General features: G+C 28.8%; 17 protein-coding genes, 1 pseudogene and 1 other annotated feature. Of the genes and pseudogenes, 13 read left to right on the plus strand and 5 right to left on the minus strand.

The features are described 5' to 3' along the window. Together ACRCYC_RS13730 and ACRCYC_RS13735 are read left to right on the plus strand one after the other, a co-directional pair. Positions 1–407, plus strand: a pseudogene (locus tag ACRCYC_RS13730) (hypothetical protein); the annotation flags it as partial. A gap of 10 nt (positions 408–417) precedes the next feature. Next, positions 418–1875 (plus strand): LlaJI family restriction endonuclease, encoded by a 1458-nt coding sequence (locus tag ACRCYC_RS13735; protein WP_438619701.1) that lies wholly within the window; start codon positions 418–420, stop codon positions 1873–1875. A gap of 180 nt (positions 1876–2055) precedes the next feature. On the opposite strand, the gene ACRCYC_RS13740 is transcribed toward ACRCYC_RS13735, so the two are convergent. Next, on the minus strand, positions 2056–2364 hold the full coding sequence (locus ACRCYC_RS13740; RefSeq protein ID WP_438619702.1) for a phosphoribosyl-ATP pyrophosphohydrolase: 309 nt from the start codon (positions 2362–2364) through the stop codon (positions 2056–2058). 135 nt (positions 2365–2499) lie between these two features. On the opposite strand from ACRCYC_RS13740, the gene ACRCYC_RS13745 reads away from it, so the two are divergent. The 4 genes from ACRCYC_RS13745 to ACRCYC_RS13760 all read left to right on the plus strand — a co-directional run bounded on the left by ACRCYC_RS13745 (position 2500) and on the right by ACRCYC_RS13760 (position 6722). After that, entirely contained in the window at positions 2500–4476 is a 1977-nt protein-coding gene (locus ACRCYC_RS13745; protein WP_438619703.1) for a DEAD/DEAH box helicase family protein, read from the plus strand. A gap of 33 nt (positions 4477–4509) precedes the next feature. After that, positions 4510–5055 (plus strand): hypothetical protein, encoded by a 546-nt coding sequence (locus ACRCYC_RS13750; protein ID WP_438619704.1) that lies wholly within the window; start codon positions 4510–4512, stop codon positions 5053–5055. Positions 5056–5137: 82 nt separating this feature from the next. Further along, the gene (locus ACRCYC_RS13755) at positions 5138–5500 is read left to right on the plus strand and encodes an HIT family protein (RefSeq protein ID WP_438619705.1); all 363 of its coding nucleotides are present in this window, start codon (positions 5138–5140) and stop codon (positions 5498–5500) included. A gap of 175 nt (positions 5501–5675) precedes the next feature. Next, on the plus strand, positions 5676–6722 hold the full coding sequence (locus tag ACRCYC_RS13760; protein WP_438619706.1) for a YHYH domain-containing protein: 1047 nt from the start codon (positions 5676–5678) through the stop codon (positions 6720–6722). Positions 6723–6924: 202 nt separating this feature from the next. On the opposite strand, the gene katG is transcribed toward ACRCYC_RS13760, so the two are convergent. Then, positions 6925–9108, minus strand: a complete 2184-nt coding sequence (gene katG, locus ACRCYC_RS13765; protein WP_438619707.1) for a catalase/peroxidase HPI — start codon at positions 9106–9108, stop codon at positions 6925–6927. 284 nt (positions 9109–9392) lie between these two features. Here katG and ACRCYC_RS13770 point away from each other — a divergent pair, with 284 nt between their 5' ends. Then, entirely contained in the window at positions 9393–11321 is a 1929-nt protein-coding gene (locus ACRCYC_RS13770; RefSeq protein ID WP_438619708.1) for an FUSC family protein, read from the plus strand. Between the two features lie 71 nt (positions 11322–11392). Here the strand turns inward: ACRCYC_RS13770 and ACRCYC_RS13775 are convergent, their stop codons facing one another. Next, positions 11393–11866, minus strand: coding sequence for a DUF4825 domain-containing protein (locus ACRCYC_RS13775; RefSeq protein WP_438619709.1), 474 nt, complete (start codon positions 11864–11866; stop codon positions 11393–11395). Positions 11867–12083: 217 nt separating this feature from the next. Here ACRCYC_RS13775 and ACRCYC_RS13780 point away from each other — a divergent pair, with 217 nt between their 5' ends. Then, the gene (locus tag ACRCYC_RS13780) at positions 12084–12941 is read left to right on the plus strand and encodes a hypothetical protein (protein ID WP_438619710.1); all 858 of its coding nucleotides are present in this window, start codon (positions 12084–12086) and stop codon (positions 12939–12941) included. Positions 12942–13002: 61 nt separating this feature from the next. Here the strand turns inward: ACRCYC_RS13780 and ACRCYC_RS13785 are convergent, their stop codons facing one another. Further along, the gene (locus ACRCYC_RS13785; RefSeq protein WP_438619711.1) at positions 13003–13509 is read right to left on the minus strand and encodes a tryptophan transporter; all 507 of its coding nucleotides are present in this window, start codon (positions 13507–13509) and stop codon (positions 13003–13005) included. A gap of 142 nt (positions 13510–13651) precedes the next feature. Then, positions 13652–13865, minus strand: a binding site (T-box leader). Positions 13866–14044: 179 nt separating this feature from the next. On the opposite strand from ACRCYC_RS13785, the gene ACRCYC_RS13790 reads away from it, so the two are divergent. The 5 genes from ACRCYC_RS13790 to ACRCYC_RS13810 all read left to right on the plus strand — a co-directional run bounded on the left by ACRCYC_RS13790 (position 14045) and on the right by ACRCYC_RS13810 (position 21031). After that, a complete protein-coding gene (locus ACRCYC_RS13790) occupies positions 14045–14782 on the plus strand; it encodes a LytR/AlgR family response regulator transcription factor (protein WP_438619712.1) in 738 nt (245 codons plus the stop codon). A gap of 158 nt (positions 14783–14940) precedes the next feature. Beyond that, on the plus strand, positions 14941–16359 hold the full coding sequence (locus ACRCYC_RS13795) for a carbon starvation CstA family protein (protein ID WP_438619713.1): 1419 nt from the start codon (positions 14941–14943) through the stop codon (positions 16357–16359). A gap of 251 nt (positions 16360–16610) precedes the next feature. Beyond that, complete coding sequence (locus ACRCYC_RS13800; protein WP_438619714.1) at positions 16611–18035, plus strand: carbon starvation CstA family protein; 1425 nt, start codon at positions 16611–16613, stop codon at positions 18033–18035. Between the two features lie 206 nt (positions 18036–18241). Then, the gene (locus ACRCYC_RS13805; protein WP_438619715.1) at positions 18242–19951 is read left to right on the plus strand and encodes a methyl-accepting chemotaxis protein; all 1710 of its coding nucleotides are present in this window, start codon (positions 18242–18244) and stop codon (positions 19949–19951) included. 324 nt (positions 19952–20275) lie between these two features. After that, entirely contained in the window at positions 20276–21031 is a 756-nt protein-coding gene (locus tag ACRCYC_RS13810; protein WP_438619716.1) for a L,D-transpeptidase family protein, read from the plus strand. A 120-nt stretch (positions 21032–21151) separates the two neighbouring features. On the opposite strand, the gene ACRCYC_RS13815 is transcribed toward ACRCYC_RS13810, so the two are convergent. Beyond that, positions 21152–22273: an AI-2E family transporter gene (locus ACRCYC_RS13815; RefSeq protein ID WP_438619717.1), complete on the minus strand. Its 1122-nt coding sequence runs from the start codon at positions 22271–22273 to the stop codon at positions 21152–21154. Positions 22274–22303 lie beyond the last annotated feature (30 nt).

A 22303-nucleotide genomic window follows, 5' to 3' on the forward strand; every position in this document is an offset into this window, starting at 1 on the left:
TAGGTAAAAACAAAGAAAAAGTTAAGTGGAATGAATTAAGAAATAAAATAAATGATAAATTAATAAATCTTAACATAAATGAGGATAAATTATTAGGACCATTCTTCTTAAATTTAGAAGAACTACAAAGTGAAGAGAAGTTTGATAGAGCATTTAAGAGTAAGTTATTGATGTATTTATATGAAGATGTATTAAGACATAAAAAAGACGAATTTTTCAAAACAAGTCAAAATAGAAAATTAAATACAAGTACATATTCGAAACTAGTTAATTCATATGATGAATTTGGTGGAGATGTATTTGATTTTGAATTAGTATATGAAATACAGGAAAGTAATTATACTAAAGAAAATGTAGTTGGAAGTGGCCATACACATGTTGCAGATACTGAAGAAAAATACTTGTAGGAGCATGAAGATGAGCAAAGATAAAATAAAACATATTTATTTTAAGGAATTATATAGGTACACAAAGAATGAAATAGTTAATTTATTAAAAATAGAGTTAAATGAAACTCAGGAATTAATAGATAAATTAAGGCTAAAAGGAATAGTTAAAGAATATAACCCGAAAAAGATAGATGAATCTGAATACGAAGAAGATATGGAATATACAGATAGTGTTAAATATGAGAAAAAGTATTATTTTGATTATGTTGGCGTGATTATTTACAATAATATTGTAATAAAATGTTATCCTAAATATGTTAAGGAAGAAAATAAAGAAAATTGCTTGAAAACAATACTTAAAGTAATAAGAAAATACGGTAAAAATGAAACTATCTTAGAAAGTATGAATGGCGAGTCAGAAGATTTAGAGTTTAATTTGCTTTCAGTTATATTATTTATATTATATGATTTTACAGAGAATGGAGTATACTCTAATCATAAAGATATAATTACAATGAATGGCGATGGGGAAATTGATTGGGATAAGACAATAAATGATACTTATGCGATAATGAATAATGGTAAACCACTATATTTAGATTTTTATACAAGAGACTCTATAGATGACCAGTATAACTATTTTAGACAGCTTCACATGTATGTCATTACACAATGTTCAAAAATTATAAAAGAAGCTAAATTAGATAAATTATTTTCGTTACCAGTTTTTGAATTTGAAGTACAAGAACATAGATTTATGGATGATGAAGAGGTACTTAACAATATAGAAAAAGAACTAAATATACAGTTCATAACTAGAAAACAAATGTTATTAAACACAATACATACATTTATATCACGAAGAGAATCTATATCGATTGGACAAGGATTGAGCTTCTATGGCACTAAAAGTTTTAACCTAGTATGGGAGCAAGTATGCAAAAGTGTATTAGATGATAAGCTAAATGAAAAATTAAAGGATCTTGATTTAGAGTTAAATGAAGAATTTAAAGATAAAAAGAGAAAAACTTTACTTGAACTTATAGAAAAACCTTTATGGATTCCGTTATCAGATAATAATAAGAAGCATAAAGGTAGAGGTACATTAAGACCTGATATAGTTAGTATATATGAAAATGATTCTAGAAAATATTTTATTATATTTGATGCTAAGTATTATAATATAACTTTTGATATAGATGGTATAAGTGGAAATCCTAGAATTGATGATATAACAAAACAATATTTATATAATTTAGCATTTAAGGATTTCATATATAAACATAAATTTGATGTACATAGAAATGTATTCCTGTTCCCTGGAGATATAAAACAAATAGAGAATTTAGGTAACGTAAAAATGACTATGTTAGAAGAACTAGGATTAAATAGTATAATGGCTATTAAATTACCAGCAGAGTATTTATATAATATGTATCTTAATGGCAATAAAATAGATATTATTAAAAAATTTAAAATTGTATAACAAATATGTAAATATTAATGGATGAATATAAATGGGTAACTAAAAATATGCAACTATTATACAATAGTTAAAAATATAAAAATAAAATAATACATTATATGCATAATATGCATAAAAAGTAGATTAAATCAGTGAGAAAATATAGTTATTTAATCTACTTTTTTATGATGAAATTAAATATTAATAAGTTCTCTTCAAAACTAAATTATCATCAAACCCACCACGAGCATTTTTCTTTTCATTTCTCCTACCCAAAACCTCATCCTCACTATACCCATACTTACCCCCAATAGCAAACAACACCTCTAAACAATCAGCAATCTCATCCAAATTCTTATCCTCCAAAAGCTCACCAACTTCCTCATTAAGCTTCTTATAAAGATACTCTAAAGCCACATCATCACCAACAACCTCAACCTCACACTTATTCCCACAAGACTCTATAATCTCAGGAATCCTATCCCTAACCAACTTATCAAAAACCTTCATAAAAACACCTCCAAAACATAATCATACCTAAAATTATAAAACGTCATATATCCTTTGTCAAAACATGATAAAATATAAAAGTAAAAATATGTAAATAATAATTAATTATATATACAAACAGAAAGGATAATAGGTATGAACTTAAACTGTATAACAGGCAACAATGACCATTTGTACAAACACATAAAACAAAGCTTACACACAGCTAAATCAATAGATATAATAGTATCATTTCTAATGGAAAGCGGAGTAAAACTAATACAAAAAGACCTAGAGGAAATAGCCAACAAAAACATACCTATAAGAATCCTAACAGGAAACTACCTAAACATAACACAACCATCAGCCCTATACCTAATAAAAGATATACTAGGAGACAAGGTTGATTTAAGATTTTACAACGACACAAAAAGAAGCTTTCATCCAAAAGCCTATATGTTTGAATTTGAAAAAGGAGGAGAAATCTTCATAGGATCATCCAACTTATCAAAATCAGCACTAACTAGTGGACTTGAATGGAACTATAGAATAGATCAAGAAAAAAACTTAGAAGACTATAAATACTTTAAATCAATGTTTGAAGAATTATTCTACAACGAATCAATAATAGTGAATGATCAAGAACTAGAAAAATACTCAAAAACATGGAAAAGACCGAAAGTTTATTCAAATGTAGGAATTGACGATTTTAACAAAGAAACTAAAGAAGAAAGCAATGTAATTAGTATATTCGAGCCAAGAGGGGCGCAAATAGAAGCTCTTTATGAACTAAAAAAAACTAGAGAAGAAGGAAATGATAAAGGTTTAGTAGTTGCAGCTACGGGAATAGGTAAAACTTATTTAGCATCTTTTGACAGTAGAGATTTTAACAGAGTTTTATTTATAGCTCATAGAGAAGAAATATTAAAACAAGCTTATCAAACATTTAAAACAATAAGGTTAGATAAAAAAATTAATAATGAAACTATACAATTAGTTAATGAAAATACTCAAAGCTATGACTATTTACAAAATCAAAATAAAGAAAAACTTATAAATATAGCAGAAAATATACCTACTTCAAACAATAAAGAAGATAAATTTAACATGGGATTTTTTATGAACTCAAGAAGAGATAATGATAAAGATATTATATTTGCATCAGTACAAAGCTTAGGAAAAGATGAATACTTAAATGAAAAATACTTTGCAAAAGATTACTTTGATTACATTGTCGTTGATGAGTTTCATCATGCAGTATCTAAAAACTATCAAAATATAATCAACTATTTTGAGCCTAAGTTTATGCTAGGATTAACAGCAACACCAGAAAGATTAGACAACAAAGATGTATTTAGTGTATGTGATTATAATACTGTTTACGAAGTTACTTTAAAAAATGCTATTGATAAAGGATGGTTAGTACCTTTTAGATATTACGGCATTTATGATGATAGTGTAAATTATGATAAAGTAGAGTACAAAAATGGAAAGTACAATACTAAAGAATTAGAACAGGCTTTAAATATAAATAATAGAGCAGATTTAATATATAAACATTATAAAAAGTATAAATCAACTAGAGCCTTAGGTTTTTGTACAAGTAAAGCTCATGCTGAGTTTATGGCTAAGTTTTTTAGTAATAATGGAGTTAAGGCTTGTGCAGTTTATAGTGGAAACGAAGGAGAATACAATGAGGAAAGATTCGAAGCTCTTAGAAAGTTAAGAGATGAAGAAGTCCAAGTTATATTTTCTGTAGATATGTTCAATGAAGGGTTAGATATAAAGAGCATAGATATGGTTATGTTTTTAAGACCAACAGAAAGCCCAACCGTATTTTTGCAACAATTAGGTAGAGGGCTTAGAAAAGATAAGAATAAGAATTATTTAAACGTACTTGATTTTATAGGTAATTATAAAAAAGCTAATTTAGTTCCATATTTGCTAACTGGACAAAGTGTAGCTAGAGAAAAAGGAGCAGTTGATACTTTAAGTGAAGAAAATTATCCAGAAGACTGTTTTATAGACTTTGATTTTAGACTTATTGATATTTTTGAGAAAATGAGAAAAGAAAATCAAAAGATAGAAGATATTATAAGGGAAGAGTTTTATAAAATAAAAACTGATTTATGACATGTTCCTTCAAGGGTAGAGATGTTTACTTATATGGATGATGATATATATAGAAATATGAAGAAAAAGTCTAAGATAAATATTTTTAAAGATTATATGAAGTTTTTAGATGGTGAAAATGAGTTAAAAGAAGATGAAGAAGTTATTAAAAATAGTATAGGGTATGATTTTATAAAATTTATTGAAAATACTAGTATGAGCAAGACTTATAAGTTACCCGTATTGCTAGCTTTTTATAATGATGGAGATATGAGGCTTAGGGTAGATGATGATGATTTATACAAGTCATTTAAGCATTTTTATAATAAGGGATCTAATGCTGTAGATATGTTAAGAGACAAGTCTACTTATAATTTTAAAAATTGGAAAGAAAAGCAGTATGTAAGCTTGGCTAGAAAGAATCCAGTATATTTTTTATGTAAGAGTAGTGATGAATTTTTCTATTTGGATGGAGAATATGTGTGTTTAAATGAGGAGTTAGGCAAGTTTTTAGAAGAGGAAGCCTTTAAATTTAATGTTAAGGATGCAATAGATTTTAGAACTAAGGAATATTATAAAAATAGATTTGAAAATAAGTAAAATAAAAATTTGAAACGGTGTCGTGAAATACGACACCCACCCTACCTCGTGTTTCGCGAGAAGGTCAAGAAAGGAGTAATTTATGAGTTGTATATTTTGCGAAATAAAAGATTATATATTAGAAAATGAACTAGCGTATGCCATATTTGATAAATTCCCAGTAAACAAAGGGCACATGCTATTTATCCCAAAACGCCATGTAAAAGACTTCTTTGACATAACAAAAGAAGAAAGAGAAGCAATCTGTTCTCTTATAGATAAAGGTAAAAAACTACTAGATGAAAAATACTCACCAGATGGATACAACATAGGAGTAAACTGTGGGGAAGTATCAGGACAAACAGTAATGCATGTACATGTTCACCTAATACCAAGATACACAGGAGATACAAAGTGCCCAAAAGGTGGAGTAAGAGGAGTAATACCAGATAAAATGAAATATTAGAAAAAACATTAATAAATCTTTACTAATTTTAACTATATAAATTTCATATACACAAAATTAACAAATAACCATATGTCGAAAAATGAAATAAAATGTATTATGAAAGTTGTTTCAAGAATTATGCATATAATGGTAAAATTATTGGAGCGCAAAATTAGGGAGGATTTATCAAAATATGAAGAAAAGATTAGTAATATTAGCATCAGCACTTATGATATTTAGTCAATCACTAGCAGTAGACGCACACTCTGGGAGAACAGATTCATCTGGAGGGCATAAGGATAATAAAAATAAGTCAGGACTAGGATCATATCATTATCACTGTGGAGGAAACCCAGCACATCTACACAACAACGGTTGCCCATATCAAGGTGGAGGATCAGAAGGAAATACTTCAACAACTGAATCAACAGGAAGCACGCCTAAAACTCAAGTACCAAGTGGACCATCAAAACAAAGTATAGTAGATAAAGGCTCAAATAATGGATACAATGATGGATATGCAAACAATAGTAACAATGAATATTCATACTCAGGGAGCTACGAGCAAGAATATAGAGAAGCATACAATGAAGCTTTTTCTAAAGGTAGAGAAAAGTTCGAATCAGAAAAAGTAGAAGCAGAGCAAAAAGGATATAATGATGGAAAAGAAAACAAACATGATAATATATATAAGCAAGAGACAGTAGTAAAATCATATGAATCAAGTTTTGTTAAAGGAAATGAAGAATATAAAAAAGCAAAGATGGAAGAATACAAAGCACTTGGGATAAAAGATTGTGAACAAAATATAGTAGATAGAACTTTTGAGAAAGATGTTGATCCTACTTATATAGATGCATATAAAAAATCTTATGAACAAAAACATATAGAGCTTAAAAATGAAGAGTTTAAAGAAAAAGGTTACAATGATGGAATTATAAATAAACATAATAACAATATAGACTCAAAATACATAACTAGCTATGAAGATGGATATAAATCTGGTAGTGAAGAAAGAACAGAAATACTAGATGCAAGTTTCAATCAAGGATATGACGGTGAATCATTAAATTATGATGCAAAGTTTGAACCAATCAAATCTGAAATAGAAGCTAAGTATAACGAAGGTGCAAAAGAGAATAAAAAGAATACAGCACTAGGATTTGGAGCTTTAGGAGTTACAGGTGTAGTAGGTGTTGGAGTTGTCAAAAAAGTTAAAAGTAAAAAAAGAAATAAATAAGATATAGTTAGATTTTGATATACAGAAGGAGTAACAAAAAATGTTATGAATTCTATACAATTAAAATGACTATAAATTATTTGTAAAGGCAACGTATATCTAAAACACAGATAATAGTTAACCAAAAGTTAAAAATTCAGACAAACACTAAAAAAGAGGATGTAGATAGATTTGCATAAAAACAAATCTACCTACATCCTTTTTAATGATTCAACACATCAAACCTATCAGCATTCATAACCTTACTCCAAGCACATATAAAATCCTTTAAAAATTTAACCAAAGATCCTTCACTTGCATAAACCTCTGAAATAGCACGAAGCTGAGCATTAGATCCAAAAACAAGATCAACTCGACTCCCTTTCCACTTCAACTTACCAGTTAATCGATCACGACCATCAAATACTTGCTCACTAGAAGAAGTCGGTTCCCAAACCGTATTCATATCCAAAAGATTTACAAAAAAATCATTTGTAAGAACCTCTGGTCTATCTGTAAAAACACCATACTGAGATTTTTTATAATTAGTATTTAATACACGCATACCACCTATCAAAACTGTCATTTCAGGAGCAGTCAAAGTTAAAAGCTGTGCACGATCAATTAACAACTCTTCAGCACAAACTGAATAATCAGATTTTATATAATTTCTAAACCCATCATATTTTGGCTCAAGTACAGAAAATGACTTAACATCAGTATATTCCTGAGATGCATCTGTACGCCCAGGAATAAAAGGAACAGTAACCTTATATCCTGATTTTCTCGCTGCCTTTTCAATACCTACACATCCTCCAAGGACAATCAAATCTGCCAAAGAAACCATTTTAAAAGAACTAAAATCTGACTTTATTTTTTCAAAAACTTGTAAAACATCATTTAACTGTTCAGGCTCATTAACTTCCCAAGATTTTTGAGGTTCAAGACGAATTCTAGCTCCATTTGCACCACCACGTTTATCAGATCCTCTAAATGTAGATGCAGATGCCCAAGCTGTAGAAACAAGTTGAGATACTGATAATTTAGAATCTGAAATTTTCTTTTTAAGATATTTTATATCATCTTTATTAATAAGTTCATAATCAACTTCAGGGACAGGGTCTTGCCATATGAATTTTTCACTAGGAACCTCTGGACCAAGGTATCGTGATGTAGGTCCCATATCACGATGTGTCAATTTAAACCAAGCACGTGCAAAATCAGATGACAATTTATCTGGATTGTTTAAATAGTTTTTTGCAATTTTATTATATATAGGATCATAGAGAATTCCTAAATCAGCAGTTGTCATCATAGGGCGATGTTTCTTTGATGGGTCATGAGCATCTACAATCAAATCTTTTTCATCTACATCTTTAGCTAACCACTGATACGCTCCAGCAGGGCTTTTAACCAACTCCCATTGATGTTTAAACAATGTTTTTAAATATCCCATATCCCATTTTGTTGGATTTGGTTTCCATGCACCTTCAATTCCACTACTGATTGTATCAATGCCTTTGCCTGTTTTATAGCTATTTTTCCAACCAAGTCCCTGCTCAGAAATACTCGCATTATCTGGGGCTGGCCCCACATATGTAGCAGGAGCTGCACCGTGACATTTGCCAAATGTATGCCCACCAGCTATAAGGGCCACAGTTTCATCATCATTCATAGCCATACGAGCGAATGTTTCTCTAACATCCTTTGCAGATCCAACTGGATCAGGTTTTCCATCAGGCCCTTCTGGATTAACATAAATTAATCCCATTTGAACCGCAGCAAGTGGATTTTTAATTTCATTTGTATCACCAATTTTATTAGTTCCAAGCATTTGATCAGTTGATCCCCAGTAAATATCCTTTGGTTCCCAAATATCTATACGACCACCCGCAAATCCAATTGTTTTAAGCCCCATTGATTCAAGTGCACAATTGCCTGCTAATATCATAAGATCTGCCCATGAAATTTTATCACCATATTTTTGTTTGATTGGCCAAAGTAGTCTACGAGCTTTATCTAAATTAACATTATCAGGCCAACTATCTAATGGTGGAAATCTTTGAGAGCCATCACCTGCGCCACCTCGACCATCACCTATTCTATAAGTTCCGGCACTATGCCATGCCATACGAATAAATAGTGGTCCATAGTTGCCAAAATCTGCTGGCCACCAATCTTTTGAATCTGTCATTAAATTATATAAATCTTTTTTTAGAGATTCAAAATCAATTTTTTCAAATTCTTTAGCATAATTAAAGTTACTTCCCATTGGATTGCTCAAGTTTGAGTTTTGGTGAAGAATATTTAGATTTAATTGATTAGACCCGCAATTTTTATTGGAGTTTACAGATTCTGGTATAGTTTTACTGGATCTTCCAGTAACTGGACATTTCATTTGAACCATCTGATTATATCCCTCCTTATACTTTATAAAATTCAAATATGAATTGTTTAAATATCCATATTTCATTACATAATATGTAAATACAATATTGATTATGAACTATTTACAGTAAGAAGAGATGTACTTATGTTTGAACATTTTTAATCAAATCAAAATATTTAAAAAAAATAGAAAAATTTAAGGGAAATACAAAGTGGGTATATACTAGAAAAAAATACAAAAAAGTATTATAATTGTTTTATACTAAAATATTTTTAATTTAAACATTGAAGGGGATTATGTAAATGAGCATTAACAAGAAAAAAGTTTTACCTACAACTATAATGTTTTTAGTCATAGTAGGAGTAATAGTAAGTTTCAAATCTGCATTCGGGGCAGACAACACACTAGTTGGAGTAGCAGGAGTTACAGCAGCACTATCTTTAATGGGTACAGACTATACCATAAACCCAATAAAAAACACACTATACTTTATAGGAATAGAAGTAGGTCTAGGAATAGCAGCACACATAGCATCAACAAACGCTATACTAGGATTAATAATAACTTTTGTAGTAATATTTTCAATACTATATACATTTACCTACAATACTAAAAAACCTACATACGTAGCATTTACCTTAGGATATCTATTTATGTTATACACACCAGTAAGCATAAAAGAACTACCAACAAGACTAGTAGGTTTAGCATTTTGTGGATTAGCAATAATGGCATTACAAATGTTAGCAAACAAAAACAAATTACAAAAAGAAACTAAAAGTACTATAAAAAGTTCTATAAAATCTATAAATGAACAAATAGACTTAATGATAAACAATGAAAAACTAGACATAGTAAATGCTTTAAACAATGATACATACAAAAACATAAAAAATATAGTATCTGGTATATATAAAAGAATAGATAAAAATATAGAACTACCAACAAACATAATGGAATCTTTTTTCATGTGCAACTTTTTAGAAAGTATAAACTTAACTTTAGGAAAAATTAGAAACGACAAAAATTTTGACAAAGGTTATGAAGAATCATTAAATAAAATTAAAACTATATTAAACGACATAGAAAAATTCTCACAAGAACAAATGACAAATGATGAAATTATAAAAAGCATAATAAATTACTTACAAGAAAACAAAGAAATTAACTCAAAACACTATTTAACATATGAATTACAAGATGCAGCAAGTATTTTAAAATATGACTTAGAAGCTATAAAAAATGAAAGTATAGAAAATGTTCATAAAAAATACTTCACAAAAGACATATTAAACAACTTAAACGAGTTAAAAAATAACATGCACAAAGACTCACTTAAATTTACATTTGCACTAAGAGGAGCAATAGTAACAGGTTTAGGGGTATTTGTAGTGAGCGCATTTAATTTAGAATATGGTAAATGGTTAGTATTCAGTTTATCATCTATAGTTCAACCATACCTTGAAGCAAGTAAAACAAAAGGAAAAGAAAGAATTATAGGAACTATAATAGGATTAATATTATTTGAAATACTATTTTCTATAGTAAAAGATCCATCAGGAAGAACAATGATAATACTTATAGTTGGATACACAAGCAACTATCAAACAGTATACAAAAATCAAATGATATGCAACACTATATCAGCACTAGGAGCAGCAGCAATGACAGCTAATATGGGAACTGTATCTATAAATAGAATAATATTTGTATTAATAGGTACAGGATTAGCAATACTTGCAAACAATTTAATACTACCATACAAAATGAGTGATATAACTAAAAAAGAAGTAAATAAAATCATAAAACTTAATGAAGAAATACTAACTAAATTATACAACTTAGGAAGAAGCAATTTAATATTAGATGATGAAGTAAAAGAAATGTTAATAGTAAACGAACTTGCAATCAAAAAAGTAGATGCAAATAATGCAACATTATTATCTAAAAACATAGATGACTTTTTATATAATCAGCGTATATTTTCAAATGAATTACGCTTTTTAATAAACAACGTAAAACAACTTAAAAAAATAAGCAAAACAGAATTAGAACTGTGTTATGACATAGACTTACTACTTAACAAGCAAAATTCAAAAGAAGACACAGTAGAATTTTTAAACAACATAAATGAAAGTGCTAAAAAATTAATATTAATAGATGTATTAGAATTAAAAGACAACATACTAAATTCAAAACAAATATCAAAATGTATTACACAAGAACTATAAATATTAAAGCAAAAAGCTAGGTATGAACATATTCATACCTAGCTTTTTTTAACATCTATTTTAAGTAAGTTTTAACTAGTAGCAAATTCTTTCCAAGATTGTATATCATTAAGTATTTTATCAAAATCAGATCCATACCATTTTTCAATATCTGATTTTGTATAAGTATAAACATTTTCATTAATATTAAAATTTATAACATGAGCGTTTTCCACAAGTGAAAACATAACCAAAGCATTTTTTTTAGAAAAATCTTTTGAATTTAAATCCTCATAACTATTAAAATCATATTTTATATTTATTTCATAAGGTTTTTTATCAGTTTTTAAACTAAATCCTTCGTTGAAATTATTGCCTGGTAAATTATATATAATATTACCAACAGCACTATTATCGCCTACATAGGAATTATCAAACTCAATCAAATTACACAATTTAACCTCACTCATATTACTTATATCATTAAAAATACTAGCATTATCTATACTCTCACAACCAACTAAAAATAAGAAGCTTAGCATTAAGGGTATAATAAATTTAATCATTTTAATAATTCACCTCCTACTACAATTATATACAATATTTAACAATTGGGAATACGTTATGTTTAAAATTTACAAAATAATAATTAAAGATTAAACCTTAGCAATAACAACAATTACAGGCATATGGAAAAAATTTATAATTTATGCAAGAATCGACAAATTACGAAGTGCTACTTATGTATAATATACTTGATTATACTATTGGAGGAATTATTACATGAAGATCAACAAAATTATAGGATTAACACTAGGACTTATACTAATGGTTTCACTAGCAACTGGATGTTCAGATAGTGGTGAAACTAAAAAATCAGAGGAAAACAGTACAACTTTAAATCAAAAAACATCTAAATCACCTATTTCAGTAAAAGATATTGAATTTGTAGACTACAATATATTAGAACCAGATTCAGTAGGAAACAGATACTTTGAAACAAAGTTAAAAAACAACTCAGATAAAACTATAACTGGAATAACTGTAGAATTAGAACTAGACAATGGAGAAGATGCATACTTATCTACTTACGATACAATCAAGCCAGGGGAAACTAGTTCAAAGATAGAGTGTTTTGCACCAAAGACAGGTAAAGAAGAAGATATGAAAGCTAAAAAGATAAACTTAGTAGTATTAGATGAAGATAAGCAATTATACATAGATTATGATATTAAGTTAGATAAATATAGTGTAGTAGAAGGTGAAGTTGAAGAAAGTATAGACTCGCCAGTATTAGTAAATGACATTGAATTTGTAGATAAAAAAATATTAGAACCAGATTCAATAGGAAATATATATTTTGAAACAAAATTTAAAAACAATTCAAAAGTTCCAGTAACTAGCGTAACTGTAGAATTGGAATTAGATAATGGAGAAGTAGTATACTTATCAACATATGACACGTTACTTCCAGGAGATACAAGCTCTAAAGTAGAATGTTTTGCACCAAAAACAGGAAAAGAAGAAGATATGAGAGCAAAGAAGATAAACATAGTTGCATTAGATAAAAATAAAAAAGAAGTATATATAGATTATGATATAAAGTTAAATAAATACACAGTAATGGAAACTGTACAGTAATTATGAAAAAAAGCTTACTACATACTTAAAGTAAGCTTTTTTTATTTTTAATTTATTTAATTCAAAATGAAGAAGTTCTTTTAAGTGATAATTTAACTACTTTATATAAAAATAATCCTGCAAATAAATTAATGATACAAGCTGGAACAACCACAGTTAAAAACAAAGGCAAAAATGGAGCAGGAAGCCCTGCTATAATTTTAGCAAATCCTAAAAAAACAAAACCACTAATTAAAGTACCAATAGGAAGAATAATAAAAGGCAAAAATTTATCCTTTTTATTAAAAAGCAATATCAAAATATAAACACAATTAGCAGTAACAACCTTATCTAAAATATTGGGAAGCTGTCCTCCGGGAAATTTTGTAGTCAAAGCAGTAAACACACCAGTAACAATTGCACAAACCATACAAATTTTATAATCTTCTTTATTTAAAAGCATAATTACAAACAACATAGCCAAAGCAAAATCAGGTTGCATAGGAAGCCCCAAAGCTGGAGTGACTTGATGAAGTATAAGCCCTATAGCTAAAAGTATTGAATTTAATGTTAATTTTTTCGTTTTCATAATTTAAAATCCTCCTAAAATTATTTAATATTTTATAAAAAACCAACCAATGAGAGTCATCACCTTTACCTAAATCAACAGTTCACAACATCAAAATCACCTCCTTAAATTAAAAATTGCAATAAAAAAACTTCGCCCTAAAAAATAGGACGAAGATCTCTCCGCGATACCACCTAAATTGCAATCAAAACACAAATTGCCACTCACTAAAGTACAAACATACTTTGCCTGCTATAACGTGCAGGACACATAACCTCAAAGGCCCATTCATAAAGTTTTCTTATACCGGGATTCCACCATCCCCAGCTCTCTATAATAATCCAAACTTAACTACTACCCCTTATCAACGGTCAAATATTCGTTTTTATTATAATAGTATTAAATTTAAAAACTGTCAACTAAAAAATGAAAAATTGTGAAAATTGTGAAAAAAACATTATTAGAAAACAGACTATTAATACCTACATTGTTGTTTTAAAATAAAGATATGTATTAATAATAAAATATGTTACTAAAATAATAAAGAGGGTTGATTATGATGAAGGAGATAAAAGCAATAATTGTAGAGCCTGAATTATCTGCAAAGGAAGAACTTAGATTTATTATAGAAAATAATAGTGATATAAAAATATTAAGAGAATGTGAGGATGGTATGGAGGTATTAGAATTTATGCAAAATAATACTGTTGATTTAATTTTTTTAAGCATAAAAATACCAAAATTAGATGGAATATTATTGGCAAATATTATAAATAAGTTTGAGAATAAGCCAAAAATAGTATTTACTACAAAATACAAAGAATATGCAGCAAAAGCTCATTCTTTAGATATATACGACTATATATTAAAACCATACTCAGAAAAAAGATTAATAAATTTATTTAACAAATTGGAAAACGATTACTCAAATTATAATTACCACAAAATAACTGAAGGGGATGATATTTCAGAAAAGTTAAGTTTGTGGAAAAATAATAAAATAATAGTTGTAGATATTAATGATGTTTATTATTGTGAAGCTCATAAAAAAACTACATATATACATACAAAAAATGATAGATTTGAAATAAAAGAAGGAATTTCACACGTTGAAAATATGATGAAAAACAAAATGATTTACAGGTGTCATAGATCTTATTTAGTTAATTTAGGTAAAATAAAAGAAATAATACCTTGGATTAATAACACATATATTATAAAGCTAAAAAATAAACACGAACTAGAAGTTAGTAGAAGTAAAGTAAAGCAATTTAGAAAAATTATGCATTTGTAAAAGCAGTTAGTTCCTAAAAAAGCGCGCTTAGTTCCCTAAAAAATACAATTAGTTCCAAAAGCGACAAATAAATACAAAATATCTATATCATTATAAATAAGAAGTAAATATTTATAATGATATTATCAATACTTATTTTACCGAGGGGAGAGGTTAAGATGTTAAGTTTTTTAGGATCAATAGTACTGCTTTTATTAGGATATGCTTTTTATGGAAAGTTTGTTGAAAAAACTTTCGGAATAAATGATAACATCCAAACACCAGCAAATACACTTACAGATGGAGTAGATTATGTTCCTATGAAGTGGAATAAAATATTTCTTATACAATTTTTAAACATAGCAGGACTTGGACCAATATTTGGAGCAATACAAGGGGCATTATTTGGACCAGCAGCATTTGTATGGATAGTGCTTGGATGTATTTTTGCAGGAGGGGTACACGACTTCTTGTCAGGATATTTATCAATGAAAAATGAAGGAGCATCAGCATCAGAACTAGTAGGTTTATATTTAGGGGACAAAGTAAGAGCTGTAATGAGAGTATTTACAGTAGTACTTTTAATATTAGTTGGGGCTGTATTTATGACAGGACCAGCAGCACTACTTACTACATTAACATCAATAGATGCAAGTATATGGGTAGTTATAATAGTTCTTTATTACATAGCAGCTACAGTTTTACCAGTAGACAAGGTTATAGGTAAGATATATCCACTATTTGGAGCAGCACTTTTAATAATGGCAGTAGGAGTTGCAGGGGGATTAATATTTCAAGGATATGATATACCAAACATAACACTTCAAAACTTACACCCAAAAGGACAACATTTATTCCCATTCTTATTTATAACAATAGCATGTGGAGCAATATCAGGATTCCATGCAACACAATCACCAATGATGGCAAGATGTATAGAAAAAGAAAGTGAAACAAGAAAAGTATTTTATGGATCAATGGTAGCAGAAGGAATAATAGCATTAATATGGGCAGCAGCAGCTATGACATTCTTTGGAGGAGTACCACAGCTAGATGTAATGCTTACAGCAGGTGGGCCAGCAGCAGTAGTAACTACTGTATCTACTTCACTAATGGGAAAAGTTGGAGGAGCATTAGCTATAATAGGAGTTGTAGTTTGTCCAATAACAAGTGGAGATACAGCATTTAGAAGTGCAAGACTTACGATAGCAGATGCTATGAAAATAGATCAAAGTAGTACAAACAGCAGATTTATGATATCAATACCATTATTTATAGTAGGTATAGGATTAACATTTATAGACTTTGATATAGTTTGGAGATACTTCTCTTGGGCCAACCAAACATTAGCAATGATAATGTTATGGACAGGGTCAGTATATCTTGCAAAAGAAAATAAAAATCATTATATAAGTACAATACCAGCAATATTTATGACAATTGTAACTTTTGCATATATAATGCAAGCACCAGAAGGATTTAGATTGCCAGCAGGAATATCTAATATAACAGGTGTTATTGTATCAATAGTATTTACTGTATTATTTGCAATGAAAGTTAAAAAAATGAAAGCTAATAATTCTAAATTAGAAGCTTAATATATATGTAATTATTAGTTAAAAAGAAGCCTTTTAATAAGGCTTTTTTTAATTTTTTGAAATATAAATGAAAACGTTATATGAAAATTAAATGTGCATCAAATGCATTTAATGTATCAAAAAATGCATTTGATGCACATTTACATACATTTAACTCAATAAAAAACAAAACATTAACAAAGAGGAGTATTATTAAATTAATCGCAAAGCAATTATTTATTTTATTAAAAAAAGAGAAAGGGTGAACCTAAATGATAAGTTTCTTAGGATCAATAGCATTACTTATAATAGGGTATTTTACTTATGGTAAATTCGTAGAAAAAACGTTTGGAATTGACGATAGTATCCAAACTCCAGCTACAGCGCTTGAAGATGGAGTAGACTACGTACCAATGAAATGGAGAAAAATATTCCTTATACAATTTTTAAATATAGCAGGACTTGGACCAATATTTGGAGCAATACAAGGAGCATTATTTGGGCCAGCAGCATTTTTATGGATAGTATTTGGATGTATATTTGCAGGAGGAGTACACGACTTCTTATCAGGATATTTATCAATGAGAAATGAAGGTGCGTCAGCATCTGAATTAGTTGGAAAATATTTAGGAAACTCAACAAAAACATTAATGAGAATATTCACAGTTGTATTATTAATATTAGTTGGAACAGTATTTATGACAGGACCAGCAGCATTACTTACAACAGTAACATCAATAGATGCTAAAATATGGGTAGTAGTAATAGTACTTTACTATATAGCAGCAACAGTTTTACCAGTAGACACAGTAATTGGGAAAATATACCCACTATTTGGAGCAGCACTTTTAATAATGGCATTAGGAGTTGCAGGAGGATTAATATTCCAAGGATATGATATACCAAATGTAACACTTCAAAACTTAAATCCAAATGGACAACCATTATTCCCATTCTTATTTATAACAATAGCATGTGGAGCAATATCAGGATTCCATGCAACACAATCACCAATGATGGCAAGATGTGTTCAAAAAGAAAGTGAAACAAGAAGAGTATTCTACGGATCAATGATAGCAGAAGGAATAATAGCATTAATATGGGCAGCAGCAGCTATGACATTCTTCGGTGGAGTACCTCAACTAGATGTAATATTAGCAGCAGGAGGACCTGCAACAGTAGTAAACACAATATCTAATACTTTAATGGGACCAATAGGTGGAATACTAGCAATACTAGGAGTTGTAGTTTGTCCAATAACAAGTGGAGATACAGCATTTAGAAGTGCAAGACTTACAATAGCAGATGCTATGAAAATAGACCAAAGTAGTATAAAAAATAGATTTATGATATCAATACCACTATTTATAGTAGGAATTGCATTAACATTTATAGATTTCAATATAATATGGAGATACTTCTCTTGGGCCAACCAAACATTAGCAATGATAATGTTATGGACAGGGTCAGCATATTTAGCAAAACACAACAAAAATCACTATATAAGTACAATACCAGCAATATTTATGACAGCAGTAACATTTGCATATATAATGCAAGCACCAGAAGGATTTAGATTACATGCTGGAATATCAAATGCAATAGGAATACTTGCAGCAATATTATTTACAATATTATTTGCAATAAAAGTTAAAAAATTAAGAAATGAAAACAATGAAACAAATGAACTAAGTTAGCATTATTAATATTTAAATATATTAATTTTAAAAATAAAGCAAGGCGCTCTTCACACACCAACGAAGCTGCCTTGCTTTATTTATTTTTGCTTAGGAAAATATTTTCACTATATTAAGCATAAAACCTAAAGTATTTAAGCTGTTTATCCGTATAAAAAATAGTAATAACTATTTGGGGCTTAAAAAATATGAAGGGAGTAATATAGATGAAAAACTTAAAAATAGGAAAAAAGCTAGGGATATGCTTTACTATTTTATTAGTGATGATGACAATTGCAAACGTTAATACACTATATAACTTAAAAAAAGCAGGAAATCTAAGCAATGAATTACTTAAAGGACCATATGAATTAACAGATCAATCAATGGGAATACGTAGAGACTTAGTTGGTATATCAAGAAGAATCAATGGAGGATTTGCAGATAATGAACATATTCAAACAAGACAACTTGTTTTAGAAGAATTTGATAGTCTTAACACTAGAATTGATAAAATAAGTAACAATGAATCTCTAGAAAGTAAAGAAGTTTCTAAAGAAGTTGAAGATCTTGAAAGATATGTAGAACAATTAAGACAAGAATATGAAAAAATATATGCAATTACACAACAGCCAGGGTTTAAAGGGCCAATGACAGAAATAGATCTTACTGGATATGCTAAAGCATTTAAGGAATGTACAAACATATCAGAAAATATGTATAAAACTGCAAAAGATAGTGCTACTCAATTTGACAAAGACGTAAAATCAGCAGTAGCAAAATCAGAATTTATATCTACTACATTAAATATAGTTAGTATAATAGCTGGGATAATTATATCTATATACATTACAAAAAGCTTAAGAAATCCAATAGCAGAAATAGAAGAAGCTGCAAATAAAATGGCAGATGGAGATTATGACATTGATATTGAGTATGACTCACAAGATGAATTAGGATCTTTATCTAATAGTATGAGAAAAATGAGCAGCAAAACTAAAGAAATGGTAAACGATACAGTAATTGTATTAGGAGAGGTTTCAGAAGGTAACTTTAATACAAAACCTAAGGTAGAGTATATAGGAGTATTTAAAGATATTGAACAATCAATAGAAAGAATAACTAATGATTTAAGTGAAACAATGACACAAATAAATATAGCATCATCAGAAGTTGGTTCTGCATCAAATCAAGTTGCAAGTGGATCACAAATGCTATCTCAAGGAACTACAGAACAAGCAAGTGCAATAGAAGAATTATCAGCAACTATAGGAGAAATATCTGATAAAATTAAACATACAGCAGAAAATGCAAGAAAAGCTAATGATTTAATGGCAAACTCAAGCAACCAAGTTGAAGAAGGTAATGAACAAATGAAACAAATGATTGCATCTATGGAAGAAATATCATTTACTTCTAATGAAATAGGAAGAATAATAAAAACAATAGATGACATAGCATTCCAAACAAATATACTAGCATTAAATGCAGCAGTAGAAGCTGCCCGTGCAGGAGAAGCAGGCAAAGGCTTTGCAGTTGTTGCAGATGAAGTAAGAAACCTTGCTGCAAAATCTGCAGAAGCTGCTAAAAACACAGCAACACTTATTGAAAATTCAATAGAAGCAGTTGATAAAGGAACTAATATTGTAGACAATACAGCAACATCACTTCAAAAGATAATAAATACAACAAATAGAGCTACTGTATTAGTTAATGAAATAGCTAAAACATCAGAAGAAGAATCTAGTGCTATTGTTCAAGTTACTGTAGGAGTAGAGCAAATTTCAGATGTAGTACAAAACAACTCAGCAACATCAGAAGAAAGTGCAGCAGCTAGTGAAGAACTAAATGGACAAGCACAAATGTTAAAAACACTAATTGAAAACTTTAAATTAAAAGAATCAGATGATGATAGTAATAAAAGTATAAGCTTTTAAGAAAAAGAAAGTTAGCGAATATGAAACACTATCAAAAGACATTATTTATCAAAGTAAAATATTTAAATAATATATGATAAAACTAGATCTTTTAGTAGATGAAATTAATAATATAGTAGCAAGATACTAGAAAATGGACTTAAAAAGAAGCTTTTAAAAGCTTCTTTTTTTATACAACAAGAAACGAAAATGTAACTTAAATTACATTAATGACACCTAAATTAATACACCTTAGAAAAGCTTTTTATATATTATATATAGGGCTTAAAATAAAAGGAAGTGAGTGACATAAAAAAACTTATAGCTTTTTTAATTTCTATATTTATGATAACAACAAATACAACCTACTTATTTGCACATAGCAAAGAAAACAATAAAACCAATCAAAAAACAACTCAAACAAAAACAGTTCAAAGCAAAACTAAAATGAAAGTAAATGCAAGCACCTTAAACATAAGAAGTGGACCAGGAACAACTCATAAAAAAATTGGAAGCCTAAAAAAAGGAACTATAATTGAAACAACATCAAAATCGGGAATTTGGTACAAAGTAAAGTACAAAAAAACTTATGGATGGTGTAGTGGAGATTACCTAATACCAATCACAAACAACAACCAAACAAATCAAAACGACAATCTATCAAAAGGACATTATATAATAATCAAAACATCAAACAACAAAATGGCATATTACCAAGATGGAAAACTAATAAAAGAATTTACAGTAGCAACAGGAAGCAAATCCAGCCCCACACCAAAAGGACAATTTAAAATAGTAAACAAAATAATAAACAGACCTTACTACAAAAAAAACATACCAGGAGGGGACCCAAGAAACCCACTAGGAAACAGATGGATAGGACTTGAAGTAGGAAAAACTTACGGAACAACATACGCAATACATGGAAACAACAACGAAAACAGCATAGGAAAAAACGTATCAGCTGGATGCATAAGAATGTATAACAAAGACGTTAAATGGTTATTTGACCAAATACCAAAAGGAAGCAAAGTAATAATAACTGGCTCTGATAAAAGTTTCAAAGAAATCGGAAACTCCTACAACCTAAACCTAGAATAAATAAAATTCTCAACAAAAAAGGCGAAGGGTTAATATATAAGTTGTAGCCACATTTAAAGCATTTTTCCAGCTTTGGTCGCAAAACTTATATATTAACCCTTCACCTAACAATTGGGACTTTTATTTATTAGCATAACCCTTTTTCTTAGCAATAAATCTATTCACATAAATTATAATAACCCCTGCAATAGGAACAGAAAGCATCATACCTAAAAAACCAGTATACTTTCCAGCCAACGTAACTGCAAGAATAGTAATAATAGGAGGTACCCCAACTTGCTTTCCTACAAAATGAGGCTCTAAAATAGCACTCTCTAACTGTTGAACCACAACCATAACCACAAGCACAATAAGTGCCTTATCAAATGAGAAGAACAGGTTTATAAACACAGCAACAATAGTACCGATAATTGGACCAAAGAATGGAATCATATTTGTTATACCAATTATTATTCCCACAAACATAGGATAATGAGACTTTAATAAAACAAGTATTATAGTACAACAAGTACCATAAATTAAAGAATCTATAAACTTTGCAATAATATAAGAACCTATATTTTTATCAAGGATTTGTCCAAACTCCTTAACCTTTAAATAAACTTGTCCAAACATACATTCACATAAATCATTAAAAATCTCTATACATTTTTCCTTAGATAATAATAAGTATATAGAAATTACAATTCCTAAGAAAATATTTACAGTATAAGTTACAGCTAAACCTATAACCTCAAGTAAAGTTTGACTAACAACACCAGCAATAGAAGTAAGTGTAGGTATAACTGAACTTGATATAAATTCTTTTATCTGTAAAACTACATCTGGACTTTTCATATTTATTTTTAAATTTGAAAGTATAGAATTAATCATATTTTCGACTTCACCTATGTTATGAGGCATAAATGAATATAAATCAGCTATATTTGTTTGAATAATTGGAACTATATACAACCAAATAAAAACTAAAACAGTTAAAAGTACTCCATAAATTATAAGAACACTAATACCCCTACTTAACTTAAACTTCTTTTGTAAATACTTCATAGGTTTATTAAGTATATATGCAATTAAAAAACCTATTACAAAGGGAGTTAAAACCCCAGAAATTATAGATAAGTTCGTTTTAATAAACGACAATATGTTATTGAAATTTTTAAAAATGATAACTCCTATAAAAAACACTATAATAGGAATTATATATCTTATAGATTTTGAGACTTCATCTAAAAACTTTTTCATAAATCCTCCTTTAATTCCCCGAATCTGTAA

It is taken from the genome of Paraclostridium sp., assembly GCF_051657365.1.
Lineage (GTDB): Bacteria > Bacillota > Clostridia > Peptostreptococcales > Peptostreptococcaceae > Paraclostridium.